The sequence below is a fragment of the Paenibacillus qinlingensis genome (assembly GCF_031455095.1).
Taxonomy (GTDB): domain Bacteria; phylum Bacillota; class Bacilli; order Paenibacillales; family NBRC-103111; genus Paenibacillus_E; species Paenibacillus_E qinlingensis_A.
Map to the genome: position 1 here is coordinate 71,471 of NZ_JAVDSB010000008.1, position 18,785 is coordinate 90,255.

Below are 18,785 nucleotides of genomic sequence, written 5' to 3' on the forward strand. Positions count from 1 at the left end.
GATGCGAATGCGAACACAACGCCCTTTGTTAGGTATCATGGTTACCGAACTGAACCGCGACCTTCCTTTTGCCAGCTCCAGTTTCTATCAGAATCTAACCATACAGGGTGCTAACAAAGGCATCGATGTGTTTGTTTTCTCGCCTAATCGCATCGATTGGCTGCAAGCAACGGTACGGGGTTATATGTATGATCGGACACAGTTGGCCTGGATTACCAAGCTGTTCCCTCTTCCATCACTTATTTATGATCGTTGCTTCTTCGGTACGAAGCAGAGTTATCTCACTTATCAATATCATGTGCGCAAATTGCGAGAACTCCCCACCATCCGCTTTCTAGGTTACGGACTTGGCGGCAAATGGGAAGTAGGCCAGATTCTCCATCAAGATGCTGCTCTCCGTCCATTCTTGCCAGAGACTAGTCAATTACGGAGCGGTCAGCAACTTGAAACGTGGCTGCAGAGCCAGCAAGACGTATTCCTAAAGCCCCAAGGTGGAAGTCAAGGCAAAGGTGCCATACACATACACAAAGATGGCCACCTTTTTCAAGTAAAAGGAAGAGATGGACGTAACCAACCCGTAGCAGCAGAGTTCCAAAAATGGACCACTTGCTGGCAGTGGCTGAAGCGTTTATTAGGTTCCCGTCCCTACCTCCTGCAACAATATTTGCATCTCCACTCTATGAACGGGATGTCTTACGATGTTCGTTCCTTAGTACAGAAAAACGGACGCGGGAATTGGGAACACACAGGAGTGGCCGTTCGCGTAGGTCAACCAGGAAGCATTACCTCCAATCTGCATGGCGGAGGAACTGCCGAAGACGCAAGCGATTATCTCACCAGAGAATTTGGTCAATCAAAGTCAACGCAACTGATGGATACGATCGATATGCTATCTAAGCACATACCATCCGTACTGGAGTCCTATCATGGTCGATTAGCCGAGCTAGGCATTGATTTCGGCATTGATACCAGCGGAAGCGTGTGGATTCTAGAAGTCAATTCAAAGCCGGGCCGAACGATTTTCGCCCGTTTGCATAATGAACGAGCACGAACAAAATCAATTACAAATCCGATCCACTATGCTGGATTTTTGTTGAACAAACAGCTGAGCTGACAGGAGCTAAGCTTTGTTTGAATGTGCTCATGGGGGCAGAATGTCATCTGCTTGTTTGACACGGAAAGCCCCGTAGGGCAACAAGTTTAGGAGGGTAACCTAATGAGTTTGACATCGTGTATGCTCCACGCCGTACAACGAACAGATAGATCGGTCTACTTAACGAGTGATCTCGCCAAAGCTTTACGGTTAACCGGAACTAAATCCATTACTGTAAAGGTTGGGAGTAAAGGGACTTCGTTACCGGTCCGTTTGATCAAAAAAAGTGGTCAGCATATGTACATCCCGCTTTCCCTAATGGCCTCCTTGCGTATACCTCGCACAGGGAATGTGTTAGTCATCAATACCAACAATAAAGAACTTCGCATCGGTCCGCTTATTGGCGTTCTAACCAATGTGGAAAGCGGTACATCACCTTTCGGTTCCAAAACAGGCTTCATTCGTCAAGTGATCAACACAGGTTCACAACGCTCTTTCAGCTTTGCTTTTAGCCCTAAGAGTGTGAATTGGATTTCAGAAACCGTATCAGGCATTATCCCCAAAGAAGGCGGAGGTTGGACACGTAAAACATTCCCGCTTCCAGATGTTATCTACAATCGGCTATCCAGCCGTAAAGCAGAGAAATCAGCAGGCATGGAGGGTTTTAAGAATCGCTTTGTGAGCCGGGGGATTCCAATCTTTAACTGGAGCTTCTTTGATAAATGGGATGTTTACAAACTATTAGACGGTGACGAAGCATTTCGTTTCGTACCTGAATCCCGCATAAATCCCACTGCCGAGCAGATCAAAGATATGCTCGATAAACATAAATTTATTTACTTGAAACCAACAGCAGGCAGCTTAGGCATCGGTATTTATCGCGTGACTTATAATCCGAAGCGCGGTTATTTCGTCCGGTATCGAAAAGCCAATAAAAATGTATTGATTCGTTATTCCAAATTTGAAGGCTTGATGCAGATGCTGGGAACAGGACGGGGTCGATTAGCAAGCTACGTTGCCCAACAAGGGATTCGGCTTATAGAAATTGATAATTGCCCTATCGATTTCCGTTTTCATTTAACAAAAAATGGTAGTAATCAGTGGGTAGTCGCTGCCATTGGGGCTAAGAAGTCTGGTAAAGGCAGTGTTACCACACATATCCGCAACGGCGGCCAACTCATGACACCGGAGCAGGTTCTTCGTTTAGTTTATGGGGCACGTGGGGAACAGATTCTCGATAATGCCAAGGAAACAGCGATTAAGCTCGCGCAAGGCATTGAAAATAATTACAATCATTTGCTCGGTGAACTTGGATTCGATATCGGTATTGATCAAAATGAAAAAATATGGATGTTCGAAGCCAATGCGAAACCTGGTCGATCGATTTTCAAACATCCCTCACTAAAAGACGGAGATAACGCCACACTGCAAAGTGTCTATGAGCATTGCCTTTATTTGAGCCGCTTCCGCTCAAGGAGGGAGAACTAATGGGTTTTACCCTTCATGAGAAATCTTCTAAACCTACATTAGCTATCCTCACGGTAAAAGACAGTTCCCGTGTATTTCGGGGAAACTTAGATAACTTTCTTGATCTGATTCGAACAGGTGAACGCTATGGGCTCGACGTGTATGTCGTAACTACGAAAGACTTCAGTATTTCAAACTCTGAAATGTACGGTTATCGCTTTCACCCAAGTGCGAAGAAATGGAGCAGGGAACTCGTTCCCTCTCCTCAAGTTGTCTATAACCGTATTCCCTACCGCAAAATGGAAATGAAACCAGAGGTTCAACAAACCATTCAAGCCTGCAAGCGCAGCACCAGCATTCATTTATTCAATCCTTCCTTTTTTAACAAATGGACATTATTCAGTTGGTTAAATAGCGCGAAGGAAAGTAAGCCGTTCATGCCTGATACGTTGCAAATGAATGAAGCATCCGATGTCTCCCAATTACTACAGAAGCACCCCGTCCTCTACTTGAAACCCGTTAAAGGTAAAGCAGGCATGGGGATTATGCGGATAGATCGCGTAAATGCGAAGGGACACAGTGGACACTATCGTTTGAGCCGTCTTCATGAGAAGAAAATGGTTTATAGCTATCACAATACGGCAGATGATATCTGGCAGGAATGGGACCGTCATCGCGGTGGCCAAGATTATATCGTCCAACAAGGTATTGCACTTACCCGCTTCAAAGAACGTGCCTATGATTTGCGTGCTCTAGTCCAGAAAACCGCAAAAGGTGAATGGAATGTTTCGGGTATTGGAGCCCGAGTTGCTGGTAAAGCAAGTATTACAACACACGTTCCGCGCGGAGGCTCGATTGACGAACCGCGAAAGCTGCTCACCTATGCTTTTGGAGCTAAAGAGGCCAAAAACATTTTAAAACGAGTGGGAGCCGCGGTTGTTACCTTAGCCACTCAAATAGAGAAATCATCGGGTAATCCACTTGGCGAAATGTCGATGGATATTGGTGTTGACACTTCTGGACACATCTGGTTCTTTGAGGCAAATTCGAAGCCAATGAAATTCGACGAACCCCGAATCCGCCAGAAATCACTTGAACGAATTATTCAATACAGCTTGCATTTGATTAATTCTAGGAGAAGAAGGTGATTATGCTTGGCTCAAGAACGACTAGGCGTACTCGCTATCTATCTAAACAACTCACGACTTGAAGAACTGGCTTATTTCAAACGGCTAAGCAAGGAAGGCCAACGACTAGGCGTTCAAGTTGAGGTATTCACTCCGGCGGATGTACAGGGAAACGCAGTGCGAACACTCACATTTGACTCCAATCGAGGAAGATGGCTTCGGAAATACACCACCTTACCTCCCATTATCTATGATCGTTGCCGCTATAAAGCCGCGGCGAATTATCATATGCTTCAAGCCTTTCGCAATCGACATGCCAAGCTCATCTATTTAAGTAAACCACTCGCGAATAAATGGTCAATGCATCAAACCTTATCACAAAGCACAGCTATTCGTCCCTATCTCCCCGCCACAGTTCGCTACAGTTCGATCTCCGAGTTAATGAAGTTTCTAAAGAAATATAAGCTCATTTATGTTAAACCGAAGAATGGCACTGGGGGAAGAGGGATTCTACGAATTGAACAAATCTCCCCCGATTTGTATTTGTTGCAAGGTAGAAATCAATATCGCTCCATCATCGCGCCTTTCAGAGCGAATGAAAGACAGCTGGCCATCAAGCTGCATACGCTGAATCTGAGCCCTGACTATGTCGTTCAGCAAGGTATTCATCTGACTCTGAATGACGGTCGTGTTCATGACTATCGTTTGCTTATTCAGAAAAATGGTCAAGGCGAATGGGAAGTAACGGGGTGTGCAGGAAGAATCGGTCCTCATCGCAGTATTACATCGAATCTTCACGGCGGCGGTACGGCTGTAACGCAAGATCGCTTGTTAAGTTATCGGTTCCCTTCCCCAGAGAAAAGAGAATCCATCAAGGAAGAGATGAACGAATTCGCTTATAAACTGGCCGACTACTTGGAAGTCAAATTCGGTAAGCTGTGTGAGTTGGGCATGGACATCGCCGTCGATCTCAAAGGCAATGTCTGGCTGCTAGAAGTGAATCCGAAGCCTTCCCGGGAAGTATTCCGCAGAATAGGTCAGCATGCCACTTACCAGAAAGCCGTCACACGACCACTCGAATATGCGCTCTGGATGCTCAGTCAAAAAAAAAGCGTTGACGATAGGAATGATTAATAACATATAAAAACAAGCGTTGCACTCGATAGAGTGAACGCTTGTTTTTTGTACAGCTTAGTCGTGACCTAGATGCCCCATCGTTTGAACAAAAATCTGCTCAATATGCTCATCATCCAGCGAGTAGTAGACCGTCTTTCCTTCTTTGCGTCTCTTGACAATATGCAGATCCCTCAAATACCTTAGTTGATGTGAAACCGCAGATTGCTCCATCCCTATTCGCAGCCCAAGATCATGAACACAAAGCTCTTTATTCAGCAAAAAATATATAATTTTAACGCGTGTTGGATCTCCCAAAGCTTTGAAAATCTCAGCAATCCCAATCGCTTGCTCATCGGCTAGCCCAATCTCGCTCTCAACTTGATTCGGATCCGAATGCACGCAGCTGCAATCCTCAGCGACCGTATTTACTTCCAGCAATCCTTTATCCACGCTTATCCCCTCCTGACTTCGCTACTTTTTATACTTGAAGAGCCTGGTGGTTGTTCGTTGACTTCTCGATTTGGATCGTCGTGTGCGTTATGCCAAATTGTTTCTCAATCGCAGTAATCCCTTGTTGCAGAATGACTTGACTGTCTTGATCATCCTTTATCAACAGATGGCAGCTTAAAGCTTCCATACCCGAAGTAATCGTCCACACATGTAAATCATGTACGTCAACGACACCCTCAATACCTTCTAGGACTTGTTTCACAGATGTCATCGAGATCGCATAGGGTGTTCCTTCCATCAAGATGTGAAGCGTTGATTTAAGTACAGCCCATGCCCCCTTCAAAATAAGAAGAGACACAATAATACTTATGATCGGATCGGCCACATACCACCCAAACAGAAGCATCAAAGCACCAGCAATGATTGCACCTACAGAGCCTAACGCATCTCCTAATATATGCAAATAAGCACTGCGTAAATTCAAATTGCCATGAACATCTCCTTTGCGCATGAGCGACCAGGCACTTAATAAATTGGCGAGTAGTCCGATACACGCAATCAACATCATAGACCCGCTAGCAACGACTGTAGGCTGAAGGAAACGTTCAATGGCTTCCCATATAATGAGTCCAGCAATGACGAATAACGTCACCGCATTAAAGAGTGCAGCCAATATCTCAAAACGATGAAAACCGAAGGATAATCGCCCCGTCGTCGGCTTCGCTGCAAACCACAGAGCCAATAGACTTAATGCTAATGCACCAGCATCGCTTAACATATGGCCCGAATCCGAGAGCAGCGCCAAACTATTCGTCCAGAGGCCGCCAACAAATTCAACTAACATGATGCCCGCTGTTATGCATAAGGCAATGAGTAATCCCGCCTTATTACCAGAATGTCCATGATGATGCCCATGTCCGTGATGATGATGGCCGTGTCCATGACTGTGTCCATGATGATCGTCATAACCGTGATGGCTGTGCCCTTCATGAGCTTGATGCTCATGGCCTTTCTTCTCATGCCCATGGTCATGTCCACATGCGTGTTCCTTTTCCGAATCATGCTGATGCATGGCATTCCCTCCCTAGCTGCTCACAAATGAGGTCTATATCTTTATATATGAATGATTGCTCATATGTTAATAATAAATAAGCAGACTTGCCAGTGTCAATAGGCTTCACCAAAAATAAAAGACCGATTCATCAACTCACGTATGTGAGTTTGAATCGGTCTTCACCGTGCTCAGCTCCATGGACTAGGTCCCTGTCGCTGTTTTATTCGCTCCCGCTTCAATCACGTCAGGATCTAACGTAATCGTTGCACTGAAAACGGATGTGGAAATCGAGAAATCCCCTGTGATTCCACCGCCAGCGCCTGTATATGTTTTGGAGGCACTTGTCGGGGCAATGACAGCTGTATCTCCGTTAATCAGGTTTCCTTCATTCCTTATAATATTAAATATTCCTACAAAAGAAGGCATTCTGATCAGCACCTTTATCTCTCAATGTGCTACAGTGTATGCCCAAAGGACCCGCTTTGCGACAACCTGCGTGAATTAGGATAAATGATGGAGTAACTCTGCAAATCGACCGATTCGAATATGTGCGCCCTCGAGCTCACCAGCATCTCGGAAGCCTGCGTAATCGCAAGCTGCAACGGTCAAGTTATTACGAAGTCCTGCCTCCACATCGGACGAGCGATCTCCAACCATCCAAGCGGACTGAATCCCGTGTTTTTCCAGCAAGATTTGGACTAAATCTACTTTGGATCTCGTTTGGTACTCGCCAGCACTGAATAAGCCTTCAAAAAGATGAGCAATTCCCATCGCAGCTACGACTCCTTTGACATAATCCTCTAACCCGTTGCTGGCTACAAATAAACGAACACCTTTCGCATGCAAGATTTGCAGGGTTTCTGCCACACCTTCATACAACACGCCGCGGCCCTCCTGCAGTCCGTCAATCTGGTATTTAATCAATAACTTGTCCGCTTCCTTATGTACAGCTACAGACGCTTCTGGCATGACACGCATCCAGATGTGTTCAAGAAGCATGCCCAATGCACCTAGAATTCGTTCCTCTGGCGGTGTCTCACCTTCATAAATACCTTTTGCTCGAAGTTCGTCGAATGTCGCATGGTACGCTGGTAAAAGTAAGGTTTCCGTTTGAAATAAAGTCCCATCCAAATCAAACAGCATTGCTTCTGGCAGTTGTCCCCGAGTAGTCATCTTCTTACTCCTTTATTATGAATAAAATAGTTGTAATGATCTAAGTTAAGAATGGCAAACATACCCATGTAAGTCAATGTACAATCATGGAAAATGCTTATTGCCGATCTTAATAATTTCAGTTATGATTGAAATGAGAATAATTCGATCAAAAAATGATATTTTCATGCAAAATAAATTGAACTTTCATCTCTGAAAGCGAGGAATAATGATTATGAATCTTCATATTTTCCAAAACCAACAAGAACTGAACGAAGCAGGTGCAGGTATTATCACCTCCCTCGTTCAAATGCAGCCAAAAGCGGTTCTCGGCTTGGCAACAGGCGGAACTCCCGTAGGCATATACGAAGAGCTGGTGAAGGCTTATCAAAAAGGCCGCGTTAGTTTTAAACAAGTAACGACCTTTAACCTGGATGAGTACGTCGGCTTACCTGACGACCATTCTGAAAGCTACCATGCCTATATGCAGCAGCATTTATTTGCTCATATCGACCTTCCTGCTGAATCCGCTCATATTCCCAATGGTAATGCCTCTGATTTGGAAGCAGAATGTGCGCGATTCAATCAACTTTTGGATGACGCCAAGCAAATCGATCTTCAAATTCTAGGGCTTGGTCATAACGGACATATCGGCTTTAATGAGCCTGACGATTCCCTAATTAGCGGCACTCACCGCGTAGAATTAAAAGAAGAAACACGTGAAGCGAATGCTCGTTACTTCGATTCCATCCATGATGTGCCTACGCACGCTTTGACAATGGGAGTGGGTACGATCCTTAAAGCCAAAACCATCCTTTTAATCGTACGCGGTGCAGATAAAGCAGAAATCGTACACCGTGCCCTTACAGGACCTATTACGACCGAAGTTCCAGCCACACTGCTTCAGACGCATCCTCACCTTGTTGTTCTACTGGACGCTGAGGCTGGGAGGCTGTTCGAATGAGCGAACTTCTCATCACAGGTGCCAAGGTCGTTACCGAACAAGGCGTCATTGACAATGGATTGGTTCACGTCATTGATGGCAAATTAGCGTACGTAGGTGAGTTAGCAGGTTCGAAGGCAGACCCTGCTAGTCCAGACGCGGAACGAATTGATGCCAGCGGCAAATGGCTGCTGCCTGGTTTCATCGACGTCCATGTACATGGCGGTTACGGGGCCGATTTCATGGATTCGAACACGGAGAACCTAGATACGATCACCCGTTTTCATGCTTCGCATGGCACAACGGGTATGTTGGCCACGACGATGACCGCTACGCGTGAAGCGATTGATCGCGTGCTAGTTGAAGTGCAAAGTTATATGGAGCAGGAGATGCCTTACGCTCAGCTGCTTGGCGTGCACTTGGAAGGTCCTTTCATCTCGCCCAAATGGGCAGGCGCTCAAGATCCGAAGCTCATGGTCACGCCGCAGCTTGATTGGTTAAAAGATTGGCATGAGCGATTCCCGCAGCTCATGAAGCAGTTGACGTTGGCCCCCGAGCGCGAGGGGGGCCATGAGATGATCGCGTGGCTGCGCGATCAAGGCATCGTTGCCGCATGCGGCCACACGGACGCCTCCTACGCCGACATTCAGGCGGCGGCGGAAGTGGGGCTCTCCCATGCGGTGCATACCTTCAACGCGATGAAGCCACTGCATCATCGCGAGCCAGGGACCGTCGGTGCTGTGCTCACCGACGTGCGTATCAGCGGCGAGGTGATCGCCGATGGCATTCACGTGCATCCAGCAGCGATTAAGCTGCTGACGATGGTGAAGCAGCCGCATGGCTTGCTGCTGATCACGGACGCCATGTCCGCTGCCGGGCTCGGCGACGGGCAGTACGACCTTGGCGGCCAAGCCGTGACCGTGCAGTCGGGCGTTGCCCGGCTGACGGAGGGCGGCGCGCTCGCCGGCAGCACGCTGACGATGATCGAGGCGCTCCGGTTTATGGTGCGCGAGGTCGGTGTCAGCGTCGCAGACGCGAGCCGCTATGCGAGCGGTAATCCGGCGCGGCTGCTTGGCCTCGCGGATACGCACGGCTCGATTGCCAAAGGCAAACACGCCGACTTGCTGCTGCTCAGCTCAGAGCTCGAGCTGGAGCAGGTATGGGTGCATGGCTCGGCGATGAAACAATAATAGGGGGCGTTCCTGTCCCCAGTGCTCTTAAGAAAAAGGCCCTTTCGGGCCTTTTTTTGCTTTGCGCCGGCGGTAGAAGCAGCCGGCTTTTCCATTTGATTTAACGCCCCTTTTGGCGTTAAATCCTCCTTGCGACACGCACCGCGGCAGCACATCTTTACGAACATCAATGCGCAGCTGTCAGTGAGGATTACGCCCACAGCTGAAGTGAAGAATTTACTTGCTAGATTCGATTGACTTATAAAAAGCGACTCTCTATACTTGTCGAGAAAGGAAGTGGTCCGGTCTATGAACCTGCTCATCATCTTTACGCCAGAGAAAACCCATTCAATAAAATAATGGGCCTCGGGCGAATAGCATAATTCAACAATAATCTAACGTGACTGACGTTGATTGTGGATTCGCTTTTTCCTTGAGGTACCACCTGGAGGAGAAAATATGAAGCAAGATACGCGAAAGTGGCCGGTAATTCTAGCTGTATTACTTGGCACATTTACGGTGATATTAAATACAAGTCTACTCAATCCGGCCTTGCCTGCTTTTGCAGAGCAATTCAAAGTTGACGAATTAAGCGTCAGCTGGATTATTAACATATACGTATTAGTAATGGGTCTTACACTTCCGCTAACGGGATTTTTTAGCAGGAAATTTGGTTCCAAGAAGGTGTACTTGGTCGGCTTGGTTCTTTTTCTGATTGGTTCAGCTTTGGCAGCAGTTTGTGGGAATCTTGCGGCGCTTATTGCTTGCCGTGCTTTGCAAGGGTTTGGTGCGGGACTTTTAATGCCTTTATCAATTACGCTTATCTTTACGGCTGTTCCTGCTCAAGAAAGGGGAATGGCAACGGGAATTTGGGGTGTAGTAAGTATGCTAGCCCCAACAATTGGACCCACCCTGGGTGGATTGATTATCGACCACAAGGATCCCAGTCTGTTATTCCTAATTAACCTTCCTACATGTTTGCTTGGCTTAATAACAGCCGTGCGGTTTCTTAAGGCTTCTGATTCTGATAACAAACAAGACTCTCCATTTGATGCAAAAGGATATTTGTATCTGTCAGCAGGTATTGGATTGTCCTTATATGCACTTGGTAACATGAATACGGTAGAAAACGTATCAAGCCTATTTCATTGGGGCCTACTGTTGGCTGGGATATGCTGTATAATCATTTTTATCTTCGGACGGCGTAAGCATTCCTTATTGAATCTGTCCTTGTTGAAAATCCAGCAATTTCGGGTCGGTACGATCGTTACCACGTTAACTGCTGTAGGTTATTATTTATCGTTTTTATTAATACCGATCATTATTCAGAATGTGTATCATTATAGTGCTACGTATACTGGCCTTCTGTTTATTCCTGATGCAGTGATGACAGGGATATTCATGCTGGCTGGAGGCAAAATTCTGGATCGAAAAGGTGCGCGGAATGTAGTTGCCTGGGGCCTTGGAATAACCGGGGTAACGACGCTCCTGCTCGGTTGTTTAACTTCTACTACCTCATTCTGGTTTATTACTTTGCTAATGGCAGTAAGGGGAGCCGGGTTTGGACTTTCCAGCATTCCCGCCACCACAGCAGGACTGGGGGCTTTGCCGGAGGATAGTCTCGTAGAAGGATCTGTGTTAAATGATTTGATTGAACAGATCGTCTCTTCCGTAGCTATTGTCATTTGTTTATTAGCTTTTGTTATTTGGAGAGATGCTTCAGCTGTGTCCCAGCATCATTCAATAGAAGCAGCCAGTCTTAACGTATCTAATGGTTTGTTTATCGCGCTTGGTATTGTCATATTCTTCGTGCTTTTTGTGTGGCTGCGTTCTTCGCCAAAGCCGAGTCAAGATGTCGTTAGACAATAAATAAGGTCATAATGGTTAAGCCACCCTTGAGAAGGGTGGCTTTTTTAATGCGTGAGGAACCAAGTTCATCGGATATCTGCGGATTGGATTCATAAGGCCAAGAGGACATACCATCCACAATATCCTTTTAAAAGATCTTCTTCTGGACCCGATCATCCTTCAAAATTTCAACAGCTTCCCTAAAACGAAGCGAGTGCACAATCTCTCTCTCCCGCAGAAATTTCAAGCTATCCTGTAAATCCACATCATCCGTGAGGTCGATCAGCCACTGATATGTCGCTCTGGCTTTCTCCTCTGCCGCTATATCCTCGTAAAGATCGGCGATAGGGTCACCTTTTGCCTGTATGTAGGCAGCTGTCCATGGCACCCCTGAAGCATTCTGATAAAATACGGCTCGATCATGAGCAACGTAGTGATCATCCAGGCCAGCTGCCTTCAGCTGCTCGACTGTCGCATCTTTCGTGAGCTTATACACCATCGTAGCGATCATCTCAAGATGAGCAAATTCTTCCGTGCCAATATCCGTCAATAATCCGACAACCTTATCCGGAATCGAGTAGCGTTGGTTCAAATAACGAAGCGCCGCAGCGAGCTCCCCATCAGCCCCTCCGTACTGCTCTAGAAGCAGTTTGGCCATCCGAGGGTCGCATTTACTAACCTTGACCGGGTATTGCAGCTTTTTTTCATAAACCCACATTGACAATCCTCCTTCCTAAACTTGCCACGGCCAAGGTGTTTCGCCCCACTGCCATGGCGCTTTCGAGAAGCTACGTCCATAGGACATCAAAGGACCGAATTCCAACTCAAACTGTTGAACCATGTGCATTCGCTTGTGGGCAAATTGATTATATTGTTGAATCACGCTCATATCATCAGGGTGTGTGTCCAAATAGAGCGTTAACTCCACCAATACAAAATCCACGGCTTGCAGATCACGAAGTTGCTTGTAATAGGCTTCTGGCAGCACACGCTCGCTCATGTAGTCTGACCCCCCTCATCCCCTCTTGGCTCCTCCTGTAATGGATTTGGATAAGGTCCATAAAGAGCAGGCCAAAGCGTCCCAACTCTTAAAGCATCATAAGGACTAAACTGCGGCAATCCTGGCGGTTGAACATGCATATATAATTGTGGCGGTGTATTATACCATTTCACGCGAATCGGCGGACAAGGATCGCACGGCCCAATATAGGGGTACCAACTTTTAAATTGTGTGTGATTCATACGTCTCCTCCTTCTCAGAGCCTATATGACACGTTATATGCGGTATAACTTGACCAAAATCACTGATTTCCATCTTTTTCGAGTAAATGGTCTCAAATAACTGAAAAATCCCTCTCCAGTTGCGTCAAACACAACTCGAAAAGGGATTTAAGTTACTCTCCGTTAATCTAATTTGATATTATATCTCAACACATCTGCTTTGCGTAAGGCTTGATAAATAATAACGACCAAGGGGCCGAGGAACAGTCCTGCAAGACCAAGCCACTCAAATCCGATATACAAGGAAATCAGCGCTGCTAATGGATTGATACCAACGGCATCGCTTAGCACTTTAGGCTCGACAATCCGGCGCAAAATGATCAGGACCAAGAAGAGTACAAACAATCCGATACCCATACCGGTATTCCCCAGCAGCAATTGATAGATAATCCATGGAATAAATACAATACCGGTACCGATCACGGGTACAAACTCCATCACCATGACCAGCAGCGAAATCGCCAGCGGATACTCTGCTCGTAAAAGGAGCAAGCCGATGAATGTGAGCAAATAGGTGAAAATCGCCATGATCAACTGAGCACGAATGAAGCCAAAAATCGCCTCACGCAAATAAATGAGCATATTCTCCATTTTATCTCGCGTTTTCAGCTCAAAGATCGACAGGAAAGCAGCCTTCATGCTGCCTAAATTGTATAGGCACAAATACATGGAGATCACGTATACGATCAACAAAATGAATAAATTAGGGATTTTACCTGCCAAGTTGAGGAAAAATCCAGATACCAAGCTCAGGATACTTGTTAAAGCGCCTGTGAGTGTTTCTGTACTGCGTTCCAACCAGGACTGTACCTGGGCTGCCATTTCCGGCGATAAAGACTCATAGAATACTTGGGTTCGCAAGACGGCTTGATCCACGTATTTATTGACATCTTCCATATAGCCAGGTGCTTTACGCCCTAGATCAATCAGCTCCGTTACGACATTCATCCCGATAAAGTAGATTAAAGCGATCATCAGAAGGGTAAATGAGGTGCTGACGATCGTCGCGGCCATAAAGTGTTTTATTTTCGCGACACGCATCAATAGCGTTGTTAATGGGTCTAAGAAAATAGCTGTCACCAGTGCTAGGAGAAATGGCAGTCCTATGGTGAATGACACGTACAACAGCACTAATCCTATAACCACGAGTATGGCTGTCTTAGGTGACATAAGGACTCCTCCGATTATTCATTTCCCGGTTTGACAGTGTCGATATTCGTGATATGTATACGAACAATTCGTAACCGATCTACCTCTGTCACTTCAAACACATGGTTGGCATAAGGTACTTTTTTACCTTTGACGGGCGCGCCTTCCACTTTTTTAAACAGCCAGCCGCCTATCGAATCGACATCCTCATCTTCGATTTGGAGGTCTAGCATATCATTTAGATCTTCAAGCAATACACGACCATCGACAGAGGTGTATTTATCTTTCACTTCCACACCAGGGCGCTCATTCACATCGAATTCATCATGCAATTCTCCCACGATTTCCTCGATAATATCTTCTAATGCCAAGAGCCCTGCCGTTCCCCCATACTCATCAACGACAATTGCGAGTTGGGAATGCTTTTTCTGCATGAGCTTAAGCACGCGGCTAACTTCCATCGACTCAGGAACGTTCAGAATAGGACGAATGAATGTCTTAAGCTCCTGCTCAACATCTGGATCTGCCGTAAGTAGATCGGCAATATGTACAAAGCCTACAATGTTATCTTTGTGCCCATCAGCAACGGGATAGCGTGTATGCTTGGTTTCATGAACGAAACGTAAATTATCAATAAAGCTTACTTCTAGAAATAGAACATCCATATCCGTCCGCGGCAGCATAACTTCCCGAGCAATGAGATCGGAGAATTCAAAAATATTATCAAACAGCGTCATTTCATCTTCGTTGATATGACCGCTCTTGACACTCTCATCCATCAGGATTCGAATCTCTTCCTCCGTATGTGCACCCTCATTCTCACTCGCGGGCTCGACACCAATCATAGCTAGAAATTTATTCGCAGCTCCGTTAAGTACCCAAATAATCGGGCTAAATAATTTATAGAAAAACAATAACGGTGCTGATAACCACAGGGAAGTCAATTCTGGCTTTTGAATGGCAAAGGATTTAGGCGCAAGCTCACCGAGCACGATGTGCATAAACGTAATAAAACCGAAAGCGACGATAAACGACAAAGTCGTTGTATACACCGATTCGCCTATACCAAGTGTGTGAAAAAGGGGCTCCATGATCAACTCATCAATCGCTGGTTCCCCAATCCAACCTAGCCCCAAGGAAGCTAGTGTAATCCCCAACTGTGTAGCGGATAAGTACCGATCCAGATGAGAAGTTACTCTACTCGCATATTTGGCCTTGCCGCTGCCTTCATTAACCAGTTGTTGAATACGAGACTGTCGAACCTTCACAAGCGCAAACTCCGCTGCTACGAAAAATCCGTTTAGCATCACGAGTAGGATAACTAGGAAAAGATTAAGTACGATAGAACCGAAATCAAACGACGTATGCAAAATGTAATTGCTCCTTCAGAAAGAGGATTAGATAATAGCTTTACGGCTTTTGAAATCTACATCTCGATAGTACGAATCAGCAACAAGCAGGTTGGGACCGCAGCAAGATGCGGCACTACAGAAGCAATTCACGCGCTGGTTCAGCGCATTATTCTCCCAACGTGCAAAGATGGCATCAAGCCCATCATCATGTATATTTCCAAGCGGAGGCTCATTAGCAAAATCGGTGACGAACACTTCGCCAGTGAATGTGCTGACGTTCAGCCGGTTTCGTCCATCCGGATCATTACGAACCGTAACATTTGGAGTTTCACGCAGCCTTTTTACTAAATCTCGATCCGCATCTAGTTGATTACATGCGAAGAAAGGCAGTGTTCCGAACAGCATCCACATGTCAGGATTACGCTGATCCAACAAACGATGGATACTCGCACGCAATTCGTCCAGTGAAACCATCGGAAGATGTGAGGCAAAAGAGCTCGCATACATGGGATGTACCTCGTGACGCTGGCAGCCCATTTCATTAATCAGCTGGTGAATCTCAGGCAACTTCAAATGCGTCCGAGTATTAATCATGGATTCCGCTGAAACATACAAGCCGCCTTTGCTAAGTGCGATTGTATTATTCACCATTCGCTCATACATCCCTGCAGCCACCATTTGTCCTACAGGACGCTCCGAATTAACAAACCCTACTTGATGGAAGTCGTCAGCATTCAAATAATTAAACGAGATATGCATCACATCGAGATAGGGTGCAAGCAACTCATAACGTTCCAAATCTAACGTTAAATTCGAATTGATTTGAGTGCGAATGCCCCGCTCCCTCGCATACTTAAGGATCGGAAGCATATAGTCCTTCACGATCTTAATGTGGTACGACGGCTCGCCGCCCGTAAGACTGATCGTTTCCAAATGCTCAATTTCATCCAGCTTGTGCAAAATGACCGGCAATGGGATACGTGGTCCTTCTGTCATTGTAAGTGAATCCCCAACTGCACAATGCTCACAACGCATGTTACACAGATTGGTGATGGTTAGCTCAATACTTGTTAATACATGTTTCCCGTATTTCCGATACGACCGGATAGGGTCCCAAGGATCATACTGGGGAGTTAGCTCCGGTAAGATGGAGTGTGTTGCGTTCCTATTCATGCTGTTTACACCTGACCTATCATTTCCTATTCAAGAACTTATTAGTACCTATTATGCCTATACCTATGCCCTTTATTGTAACTTATGATTCACAAAAAAGGAAACAGCCGAAGGAGCCACGAAGAGCTACGGCTTCTCCACTTTGGCCTGAAGCTTCACTTGGGGCTTTACTCGGAGCCACCTCGGCGCCCACCAATTCGCTTCACCAAGCAATTTCATAAGCGCAGGCACAAGCATAACGCGTACGATTGTGGCATCAATCAATACGGCAAGTCCGAGCCCAAGTCCCAGCGCTTTCATAATTTCAATATCCGTGAAAATAAATGAACCCACAACGACAACAAGAATGAAAGCTGCGCTTGTAATTAAGCTCCCCGTTTTTTTCAAACCTTCCGCTGTACTCTGATCGTTGTCGCCGGTTGCTTCATATTCCTCCATGATCCGAGAAATAAGGAATACTTCGTAATCCATCGAAATGCCAAACACGACACAGAAAATAATGACAGGCAAGGTCGCGCTCACATAACCGATTGACGTGATGTGCAGCATATCCGCCATATACCCATACTGAAATACGACAACAACGATACCCAAGCTAGCACCCAAACTAAGCATATTCATAAGTACAGCCTTCAGAGGAAGCAGGATAGATCGAAAAGCAAATAGCAGAACCAGATAAGTAATCCCCATGACGAAAATGAGCACTGCCGGGATTTCCTTCTGAATACGGTCAATGATGTCCAATCGATAGGCCGGTCCACCTGTAACTGCCGTCACTAAACCTTCATGATTCAGCTTGCGCAGCTCATGAACTAGCGCATCCGTCGCAGGATCGTCGGTATCCTTTTCAGGAACAACAACCATTAAAGCCGTATGGCCTTTCGCTAATTGCGCGTCCTCTATTTGCTTTTTAACCTCAGATTTCGTAAACATACCAGCAAGTTCTGTCTCCGTATGTGTCCCTAATACACTTAAATAGCTCTGCACTTCTTTAACACCAGCCACAGCTTTGACGCGATCCCCGTAAGCATGAATTTCCCCAATCGAAGCTGATGACCATATCTCTTCTTTCGTATGGATCACAACCTGAATCGGTCCTGTCATGCGAGGATCATAGGCCGTTTTCAACAGTTCCGCACCATAGCGGGATTCATAACTTGGAGGAAGCACCTCAGCATTAGGTACGCCTAATTTCATATGTCCAATGGGTGTCATACTGTAGATCAATACACCACCAACAAGAACGACCAATACGACTGGACGCTTCATCACTGCGTAAGCAATTTTCTCCCAGAACTTCGAGGTTTCTTGTTTACGAAATCGCTTAGGAACGACTTGCAGGGAGTTAATTCGATGTCCCAAAATACCTAGGAGCGCTAACAGCACCGTATTGGCTACAACCACGGAAATCGAAACAACGATGACTCCTCCGAGACATAGGGATCTGAAGAACGTTAAATCGACAAACAGCATACCCAATAACCCAATGAGCACAGCGATGCCCGAAAAGAAAATCGATCTCCCCGCCGTTTGACACGTCATCGCCACGGCAGCAGCTACACTGCTTTGAACCTTGAGCTCTTCACGAAAGCGGCTGACCAGAAAGAGTGCATAATCAATGCCGACAGCAAGTCCCAGCATCGTCACCATATTGGGCAAAAAATTAGATAAAGACTGATGTTGTGCGATGAAATAGGTCACTCCAAGCGTAAGAGTCACACTCATGATTCCTACGATCATTGGTAGGAGCGCTGCAACGAATGTACCAAAGACGACGAGCAAAACAAGGAGCGCAATGGGTAAACCGATTGCTTCTGACTTGGCAATATCATGTTTGCTGGCCACCTGCATGTCATATAGAATCGCTGGTCCTCCAGTTACATACACGTCCATGCCATCCGGTGGATGTACGAGTGACTTAAGCTCTGGGAATTTCTCTAGGGCAGGATCTGTATCCAACTCGAGCGACACGTTCACTGCTTGAACATCCAGATGCCCCTCGTTACGTGGCGTAGTTACAAATTTCACGTCCTCAACATAAGGCAGCTCTTTCAGCTTCGTCAGTGATGCCATGATGGCATCTTGCTGCGCTTTTTCCGTTAAATGGAGCCCATTATGCCCTGTATACACCAAACTCAACTGCGTTCGCGGCACACCCAGCTCGTCCCTCATCTGAATCAAGCCCTGATCCGATTCACTCCCTTTCGGTGTAAACCCGTTATCTTTCAGCATCCCCGGCGTTTTCTGCGCGAACACAGCAAAGATGAGCATTAAGCTGATTCCAATCGCCAGCACCAGCCAGCGGAACCGAAACATGGCGTGCCCCCATTTCCAAAACTTCCCTTGTTCCATGGTCTCCCGCATCATGCATCCTCCTTGATTTACAAAAAGAACCTGGTTTCCCAGGTTCT

At 46.2% G+C, this 18,785-nt stretch carries 18 protein-coding genes; 7 read left to right on the plus strand and 11 right to left on the minus strand.

Annotated elements, in window-relative coordinates; genetic code table 11:
• Positions 1 to 7 precede the first annotated feature (7 nt).
• From J2736_RS20435 to J2736_RS20450, 4 genes are all read left to right on the plus strand, one after another.
• Positions 8 to 1,114 carry a YheC/YheD family endospore coat-associated protein gene (locus J2736_RS20435; RefSeq protein ID WP_310500434.1) on the plus strand — a complete coding sequence of 369 codons (1,107 nt, stop codon included), beginning with the start codon at positions 8 to 10 and terminating at the stop codon, positions 1,112 to 1,114.
• Positions 1,115 to 1,216: 102 nt separating this feature from the next.
• Positions 1,217 to 2,581, plus strand: a complete 1,365-nt coding sequence (locus J2736_RS20440) for a YheC/YheD family endospore coat-associated protein (RefSeq protein ID WP_310500435.1) — start codon at positions 1,217 to 1,219, stop codon at positions 2,579 to 2,581.
• Positions 2,581 to 3,708 (plus strand): YheC/YheD family endospore coat-associated protein, encoded by a 1,128-nt coding sequence (locus tag J2736_RS20445; protein ID WP_310500436.1) that lies wholly within the window; start codon positions 2,581 to 2,583, stop codon positions 3,706 to 3,708. The genes J2736_RS20440 and J2736_RS20445 overlap by 1 nt, the downstream gene beginning before the upstream one ends.
• Before the next feature lie 6 nt (positions 3,709 to 3,714).
• Positions 3,715 to 4,821 carry a YheC/YheD family endospore coat-associated protein gene (locus J2736_RS20450; protein ID WP_310500437.1) on the plus strand — a complete coding sequence of 369 codons (1,107 nt, stop codon included), beginning with the start codon at positions 3,715 to 3,717 and terminating at the stop codon, positions 4,819 to 4,821.
• Between the two features lie 57 nt (positions 4,822 to 4,878).
• Here the strand turns inward: J2736_RS20450 and J2736_RS20455 are convergent, their stop codons facing one another.
• From J2736_RS20455 to J2736_RS20470, 4 genes are all read right to left on the minus strand, one after another.
• A complete protein-coding gene (locus tag J2736_RS20455; RefSeq protein ID WP_397341236.1) occupies positions 4,879 to 5,202 on the minus strand; it encodes an ArsR/SmtB family transcription factor in 324 nt (107 codons plus the stop codon).
• Positions 5,203 to 5,281: 79 nt separating this feature from the next.
• On the minus strand, positions 5,282 to 6,325 hold the full coding sequence (locus J2736_RS20460) for a cation diffusion facilitator family transporter (protein ID WP_310500438.1): 1,044 nt from the start codon (positions 6,323 to 6,325) through the stop codon (positions 5,282 to 5,284).
• A 183-nt stretch (positions 6,326 to 6,508) separates the two neighbouring features.
• The gene (locus J2736_RS20465; RefSeq protein ID WP_310500439.1) at positions 6,509 to 6,733 is read right to left on the minus strand and encodes a spore germination protein; all 225 of its coding nucleotides are present in this window, start codon (positions 6,731 to 6,733) and stop codon (positions 6,509 to 6,511) included.
• A gap of 75 nt (positions 6,734 to 6,808) precedes the next feature.
• Entirely contained in the window at positions 6,809 to 7,480 is a 672-nt protein-coding gene (locus J2736_RS20470) for an HAD family hydrolase (RefSeq protein ID WP_310500440.1), read from the minus strand.
• Positions 7,481 to 7,694: 214 nt separating this feature from the next.
• On the opposite strand from J2736_RS20470, the gene nagB reads away from it, so the two are divergent.
• From nagB to J2736_RS20485, 3 genes are all read left to right on the plus strand, one after another.
• The gene (gene nagB / locus J2736_RS20475) at positions 7,695 to 8,423 is read left to right on the plus strand and encodes a glucosamine-6-phosphate deaminase (RefSeq protein WP_310500441.1); all 729 of its coding nucleotides are present in this window, start codon (positions 7,695 to 7,697) and stop codon (positions 8,421 to 8,423) included.
• Positions 8,420 to 9,592, plus strand: a complete 1,173-nt coding sequence (gene nagA, locus J2736_RS20480; RefSeq protein WP_310500442.1) for an N-acetylglucosamine-6-phosphate deacetylase — start codon at positions 8,420 to 8,422, stop codon at positions 9,590 to 9,592. The genes nagB and nagA overlap by 4 nt, the downstream gene beginning before the upstream one ends.
• Before the next feature lie 438 nt (positions 9,593 to 10,030).
• Entirely contained in the window at positions 10,031 to 11,440 is a 1,410-nt protein-coding gene (locus J2736_RS20485) for an MDR family MFS transporter (protein WP_310500443.1), read from the plus strand.
• Positions 11,441 to 11,567: 127 nt separating this feature from the next.
• Here J2736_RS20485 and J2736_RS20490 read toward each other — a convergent pair whose 3' ends face one another.
• The 7 genes from J2736_RS20490 to J2736_RS20520 all read right to left on the minus strand — a co-directional run bounded on the left by J2736_RS20490 (position 11,568) and on the right by J2736_RS20520 (position 18,741).
• A complete protein-coding gene (locus J2736_RS20490; RefSeq protein ID WP_310500444.1) occupies positions 11,568 to 12,137 on the minus strand; it encodes a manganese catalase family protein in 570 nt (189 codons plus the stop codon).
• A gap of 15 nt (positions 12,138 to 12,152) precedes the next feature.
• Positions 12,153 to 12,419 carry a spore coat protein CotJB gene (locus J2736_RS20495; RefSeq protein WP_310500445.1) on the minus strand — a complete coding sequence of 89 codons (267 nt, stop codon included), beginning with the start codon at positions 12,417 to 12,419 and terminating at the stop codon, positions 12,153 to 12,155.
• Positions 12,416 to 12,661: a spore coat associated protein CotJA gene (locus J2736_RS20500; RefSeq protein WP_310500446.1), complete on the minus strand. Its 246-nt coding sequence runs from the start codon at positions 12,659 to 12,661 to the stop codon at positions 12,416 to 12,418. The genes J2736_RS20495 and J2736_RS20500 overlap by 4 nt, the downstream gene beginning before the upstream one ends.
• Before the next feature lie 162 nt (positions 12,662 to 12,823).
• Complete coding sequence (gene ytvI, locus J2736_RS20505) at positions 12,824 to 13,870, minus strand: sporulation integral membrane protein YtvI (protein WP_310500447.1); 1,047 nt, start codon at positions 13,868 to 13,870, stop codon at positions 12,824 to 12,826.
• 14 nt (positions 13,871 to 13,884) lie between these two features.
• On the minus strand, positions 13,885 to 15,222 hold the full coding sequence (locus tag J2736_RS20510; RefSeq protein ID WP_310500584.1) for a hemolysin family protein: 1,338 nt from the start codon (positions 15,220 to 15,222) through the stop codon (positions 13,885 to 13,887).
• 24 nt (positions 15,223 to 15,246) lie between these two features.
• Complete coding sequence (gene yfkAB, locus J2736_RS20515) at positions 15,247 to 16,374, minus strand: radical SAM/CxCxxxxC motif protein YfkAB (protein WP_310500448.1); 1,128 nt, start codon at positions 16,372 to 16,374, stop codon at positions 15,247 to 15,249.
• Between the two features lie 126 nt (positions 16,375 to 16,500).
• Positions 16,501 to 18,741 (minus strand): MMPL family transporter, encoded by a 2,241-nt coding sequence (locus J2736_RS20520; RefSeq protein WP_310500449.1) that lies wholly within the window; start codon positions 18,739 to 18,741, stop codon positions 16,501 to 16,503.
• Positions 18,742 to 18,785 lie beyond the last annotated feature (44 nt).

Coding starts and splice junctions, on each gene's coding strand:
- J2736_RS20435 (WP_310500434.1), top strand. CDS start 8: ATGCGAACACAACGCCCTTTGTTAGGTATCATGGTTACCGAACTGAAC.
- J2736_RS20440 (WP_310500435.1), top strand. CDS start 1,217: ATGAGTTTGACATCGTGTATGCTCCACGCCGTACAACGAACAGATAGA.
- J2736_RS20445 (WP_310500436.1), top strand. CDS start 2,581: ATGGGTTTTACCCTTCATGAGAAATCTTCTAAACCTACATTAGCTATC.
- J2736_RS20460 (WP_310500438.1), bottom strand. CDS start 6,325: ATGCATCAGCATGATTCGGAAAAGGAACACGCATGTGGACATGACCAT.
- J2736_RS20465 (WP_310500439.1), bottom strand. CDS start 6,733: ATGCCTTCTTTTGTAGGAATATTTAATATTATAAGGAATGAAGGAAAC.
- J2736_RS20470 (WP_310500440.1), bottom strand. CDS start 7,480: ATGACTACTCGGGGACAACTGCCAGAAGCAATGCTGTTTGATTTGGAT.
- nagB (WP_310500441.1), top strand. CDS start 7,695: ATGAATCTTCATATTTTCCAAAACCAACAAGAACTGAACGAAGCAGGT.
- nagA (WP_310500442.1), top strand. CDS start 8,420: ATGAGCGAACTTCTCATCACAGGTGCCAAGGTCGTTACCGAACAAGGC.
- J2736_RS20485 (WP_310500443.1), top strand. CDS start 10,031: ATGAAGCAAGATACGCGAAAGTGGCCGGTAATTCTAGCTGTATTACTT.
- J2736_RS20490 (WP_310500444.1), bottom strand. CDS start 12,137: ATGTGGGTTTATGAAAAAAAGCTGCAATACCCGGTCAAGGTTAGTAAA.
- J2736_RS20495 (WP_310500445.1), bottom strand. CDS start 12,419: ATGAGCGAGCGTGTGCTGCCAGAAGCCTATTACAAGCAACTTCGTGAT.
- J2736_RS20500 (WP_310500446.1), bottom strand. CDS start 12,661: ATGAATCACACACAATTTAAAAGTTGGTACCCCTATATTGGGCCGTGC.
- ytvI (WP_310500447.1), bottom strand. CDS start 13,870: ATGTCACCTAAGACAGCCATACTCGTGGTTATAGGATTAGTGCTGTTG.
- yfkAB (WP_310500448.1), bottom strand. CDS start 16,374: ATGAATAGGAACGCAACACACTCCATCTTACCGGAGCTAACTCCCCAG.
- J2736_RS20520 (WP_310500449.1), bottom strand. CDS start 18,741: ATGATGCGGGAGACCATGGAACAAGGGAAGTTTTGGAAATGGGGGCAC.